The organism is Henriciella sp., from assembly GCF_049649345.1.
In the GTDB taxonomy this organism is placed as follows: domain Bacteria; phylum Pseudomonadota; class Alphaproteobacteria; order Caulobacterales; family Hyphomonadaceae; genus Henriciella.
In genome coordinates, this window is the sequence record NZ_JBARZC010000402.1 from 1 (window position 1) to 4,403 (window position 4,403).

Consider the following 4,403-nt stretch of genomic DNA (forward strand, 5'->3'; position numbering starts at 1 on the left):
AAGCAGGTGAGGGCGACCGGCGGCACAAACGCATTTATGCGCCGCGACAAACCGAATGCTGGCGTGGAAGTGCATTCCTGCGGGTCCTGTGGATCAACGATACATTTCGAGCTGGCGCCAGCTTTCAGGGCGCTGCATCCGGAAGCCGATATGGTCGGCGTCAATATGAGACTGTTCGCCGCCGAGGACATTGAGGGAATTGAAGTGCGCTATCCCAACGGCCAGGACTGGTCAGGAAGCGGACCTTTCAGCTATCGGCGCGCGCCGATGACAATAGGCGTCAGCACGCCATGGTAGCGCCTCGCGTCAGGCCCGTTCCAGAATAGCGAACAGCCGCCTCTCATTTTTTCTGAGACGGAGGGGCCCGGCTTCCTCGTCCGGGTCGTGACCCTCACGCGCCATCTCGATGATGCGCGGATGGATATAGGAATTGCGGGCGATGGTCGGCGTATTACCGAGCCTGTCCGCGGCCGCCTCTGAGACCGCCTTGATGCTGTCTGCGCCCTTGCGCAGGGCTTTGACGGCGGCGACGGAGCCACCCCATGTGCGAAAGTCCTTTGCCGTGAATGCGCCGTCGGCCGTGTCCTGGATGAAGCGGTTCACGCGCGCCGAGCAGACCTTGCCGTCCGGCGTGTGAAACAGGCTCTGCCCGGGCAGGCACTGCAGCGCTTCCACCGCCTGGCTCAAACCCTCATCACAGATCGAGATGTCCTGCGGCTTGCCGCCCTTGCCCTTGAAGCGGAGCCTGACGGTATCTTCATCGGTCTGGCGGACATGGCGCTTGTAAAGCGTGGTCGCGCCAAACGCGCCATCGGCCCGGCTCTTCTCTGACCCGATCCTGATCGCGCCCTTGTCGAGCAGGCGGACAATCGCGGCGACCGCCAGGTCCACATGGTCTTGCGGCGCGTGCAGCGTGTCGCGGACCCGCTTCCTTATGCGCGGCAAGGCCTGTCCGAAATAGACCATGTCAGCAAACTTCACCTGCTCGCAGTGAGCCCGCCAGTCGGGATGATACCTGTACTGGGTCCGGCCTGCCTCATCGACACCGGTCGCCTGCAAGTGTCCGTTTGGCTTGGGACAGATCCAGATATCTTTCCAGGCAGGCGGCAGGACAAGATCTTCGGCGCGGGCGCGCTGTTCGCCTTCTAGCGTGCGGCCTGTCTGATCCTGGTAGGTGAAGCCCTTGCCATGCGGCTTGCGCGTCCAGCCGGGCTCGCCAGCATCGACATAGACAAGGCCGGCATCCCTTGGGTCAAGATCCGTGCGGGCGAGCGAAAAAGCCATATGGCAGTAAGCTGGCCTGACCGCTTCTGGTTCCCGCCGGAGCGACATTTGCGTCGCGTCACCGATTGAATGGCCCGCCCGGTCCGCTAATCATGAGACTGCAACTTTCAGAAGGACTACAAATCCCATGGCTAAAGGATCAATGCCCGTACTCGTCGGCGTCGGACAATCAATGAGCCAGTGGGATGGCAGCGACGGCGCCGAAGGTGCGCCCTCCCCGCTCAGCCTCGCCACAAATGCGTCGAAAGAAGCGCTCAAAGATGCGGGCGTAGACGCGAGCAACATCGACACAATCACCTTCGTGCGCATCTTCGAGGATTCGGTGCGCAATGCGCCGCATCCGCATGGCCACAATACCAATCTCCCCGGCACGCTGGCGCGCGATATCGGGGCGCAGCCGGAACGTCTCATCTATTCCGATGTGGGCGGGCAAAGTCCGCAGGCCCTCGCCAATGAAATGGCTAGCCGGATCCATGCAGGCGAAATCGAGGTGGCACTCGTCGCCGGCTCAGAAGCTAACCGTGCCTCCAAGGGCGCCCGAAAGAATGGCGTCGAGATCGACTGGGCCGACAGCGCTGATGCAGATTACGAAGACCGGGGCTTTGGCGGCGAGATGCTGTCACGCGCCGAGATCAAGCACGGTCTCATTGCGCCAGCCTTTTTCTATGCCTTGTTCGAGAACGCAATCGCCGCGCGCGAAGGCCGGTCTCGTTCTGGGCAGCGTGAGGCCATGGCGAAACTCTTCCAGCCGTTTACAGAAATTGCCGCGAGCAATCCCTATGCGCAATTCCCAAAGGAGCTCAGCATCGATTTCCTGGCGACACCCTCGCCGAGCAATTATGAATTCGCAGACCCTTTCCTGAAGTGGCACATCGCGCAGGACGCCGTGAATCAGGGCGCCGCCTTCCTGATGATATCCGAAGAAAAGGCAGACGAGCTGGGCGTCGCGAAAGACAAGCGCGTCTATCTGCATGGCAGCGGCGAGGCGAGCGACGATCTCCTCTCGGAGCGCCCGCGCCTCGACGGCTCATGGGCCATGCAACAGGCGATCGGCCGCGCCCTCGACCAGGCTGGAAAGACGCCCGGTGGCATCGCAGCCTTCGACCTTTATTCCTGCTTTCCGTGCGCAGTCTTTTCTTCGACGCAGGAGCTTGGTATCGATCCGTTTACAGATGAGCGGCCCATCACACTGACAGGCGGCCTGCCCTTCTTCGGCGGGCCGGGCAATAACTATTCCATGCACGGAATAGCCAGCATGTCGGACTGGCTGCGCGAAAACGACGGCGCATTCGGTCTCGTCCTCGCCAATGGCGGCTGGATGACGAAGGAGGCTGTCGGTGTCTGGTCAACGGCGAGGCCTGATGCTTTCCAACTGGTCGAGAAAGCCGCCAAGCCGCACGAGAAAGTCACGCTCGACCCGGCGGCCAGTGCCGGCACAATTGAGACTTATACCGTCGTCCACGGGCGCGAAGGCCCTTCCCACGGCATCATCTTCGGCAGGACAGAGAGCGGCGACCGCTTTATCGCCAAAGCCTCGGAGGCGGCGCTGGACGAGCTGCGCAACGACGAGAGCCCTGTGGGCAGGCCCGTTACCGTCACCCAGGATGGCGAGGTCAGCACATTCGACTTCGCCTGAGGCGTCTGCCGCGCTAGGTTGCAGGTTTTAGGAGGTCACTCGCATGCCCCTCAACCCCCGGCACCTGCTCTGCGCCACATCCCTGCTGCTCGCATCAACCTCGCTCTCTGCCTGCATGACGCAGCCGCAACCCTGCACACCTGAATGGGTGGAATGGCGCACAGACAAGGTGCTCTCGCGCTTCGCCCGCGCCAATTACGGCACGGTCAATGACCTCAGAAGCCTGTCTGGCAAGGTTGATAATCCGTCAGCCCTGACGGCGCTGCGCATTGCATCGCTGATCGACGATTTCGACGATCTGGCCCGCGATTTCGACAGGATCGTGATGCCCGAACTCAACAATGCAATTGCCCAATGCTCACAGCCGCAGAATTTCGTGCCCGCCTTCACCGGCTTCCTGCGCGATGAAGGCGTGGGCGAGGATGTCATCGAGTGGGTCGAAGTCATTGGCTATATCGCCATGGAGCAATACCGCTCGTGACGGAGGCTGCCCGGGACCCGCTCGTTTTTGCGTTCGAGTTTGACGGCACCGGCGGGGCGCGCCGGCTGAACTGGGACGATATCGCGAACGGCCCAGCCGAAAGGCCAGGCGTGCGCCGCTGGCTTCATCTGGACCGCCTCTCGGCAGACGTGCGCACATGGCTCGTCGACCACAGCGGCCTCGACCTGGTCATCGACCGTGCCCTGCTGCAGGAAGACACCAGGCCCCGCTGCGTGAAACATGGCCCCGGTTATCTGATCAATCTGAGAGGCGTGAACCTCAATGAGGGGGCCGTCCCCGAAGACATGATCGCCATTCGCATATGGGCGACTGCGGATGTGGTCATCTCGCTGAGGGCGTTTCATATCAAGGCCGCTCAGGATTTGCGCGAACAGATCATGCAAGGCGAGGTGCCCGCGTCTTCAGGCGCCATCCTGGCCTTCCTGGCGGCGCGGCTGACAGACAGGATAGAGCCCGTCGTGTCGGGTCTCGAGGACCAGGCCGGCGATTTCGAGGAGACGCTGATCTATGACGCGGGAAGCCTGCCAAAATCCGCGCTCAGCAATTTCCGCCGGCGTGTCTTGCAGCTTCGCCGGTACGTTATCCCGCAAAGGGACGCGCTGGCCCAGATGGCGCGCGAGGGGGGCGATCTGTTTTCAGCCGATGAAGTCCTGCACCTGCGCGAGATCGGCGACCGGGTGACTCGGATTGGCGAAGAACTCGACAATATTCGTGACCGCTCGACCGTGATGCAGGAGCAGATCGTCGAGGAGCGCGCCGAACGGATGGATCAGCGCCTCTTCGTCCTGTCCGTCATCTCGGCGATCTTCCTGCCGCTCGGCTTTGTCACAGGCCTGTTCGGCGTGAATGTGGGCGGGGTTCCCGGCACGTCCTCCCCTGTCGCCTTCACCCTGCTTTGCCTCTCCATGGCGGGCATTGCGGGCCTGCTTATCCTGCTCCTGCATCGCATGCGCTGGCTCTGAACGCGGGCGTTCAGACTTT

At 62.1% G+C, this 4,403-nt stretch carries 5 protein-coding genes; 4 read left to right on the plus strand and 1 reads right to left on the minus strand.

Features of this window, described 5'->3' with window-relative positions:
- Positions 1 to 297, plus strand: a 297-nt coding sequence (locus WA989_RS11155; RefSeq protein WP_424340576.1) for an aldehyde-activating protein, incomplete at its 5' end; no start/stop codon positions are given.
- 9 nt (positions 298 to 306) lie between these two features.
- On the opposite strand, the gene WA989_RS11160 is transcribed toward WA989_RS11155, so the two are convergent.
- Complete coding sequence (locus tag WA989_RS11160; RefSeq protein ID WP_424340577.1) at positions 307 to 1,284, minus strand: DNA topoisomerase IB; 978 nt, start codon at positions 1,282 to 1,284, stop codon at positions 307 to 309.
- 127 nt (positions 1,285 to 1,411) lie between these two features.
- On the opposite strand from WA989_RS11160, the gene WA989_RS11165 reads away from it, so the two are divergent.
- The 3 genes from WA989_RS11165 to WA989_RS11175 are packed head-to-tail and all read left to right on the plus strand — an operon-like array spanning position 1,412 to position 4,384.
- Entirely contained in the window at positions 1,412 to 2,920 is a 1,509-nt protein-coding gene (locus tag WA989_RS11165) for an acetyl-CoA acetyltransferase (RefSeq protein WP_424340578.1), read from the plus strand.
- 43 nt (positions 2,921 to 2,963) lie between these two features.
- Positions 2,964 to 3,401 (plus strand): hypothetical protein, encoded by a 438-nt coding sequence (locus WA989_RS11170; RefSeq protein WP_424340579.1) that lies wholly within the window; start codon positions 2,964 to 2,966, stop codon positions 3,399 to 3,401.
- Entirely contained in the window at positions 3,398 to 4,384 is a 987-nt protein-coding gene (locus WA989_RS11175; protein ID WP_424340580.1) for a zinc transporter ZntB, read from the plus strand. Before WA989_RS11170 ends, WA989_RS11175 begins: the two co-directional genes overlap by 4 nt.
- Positions 4,385 to 4,403 lie beyond the last annotated feature (19 nt).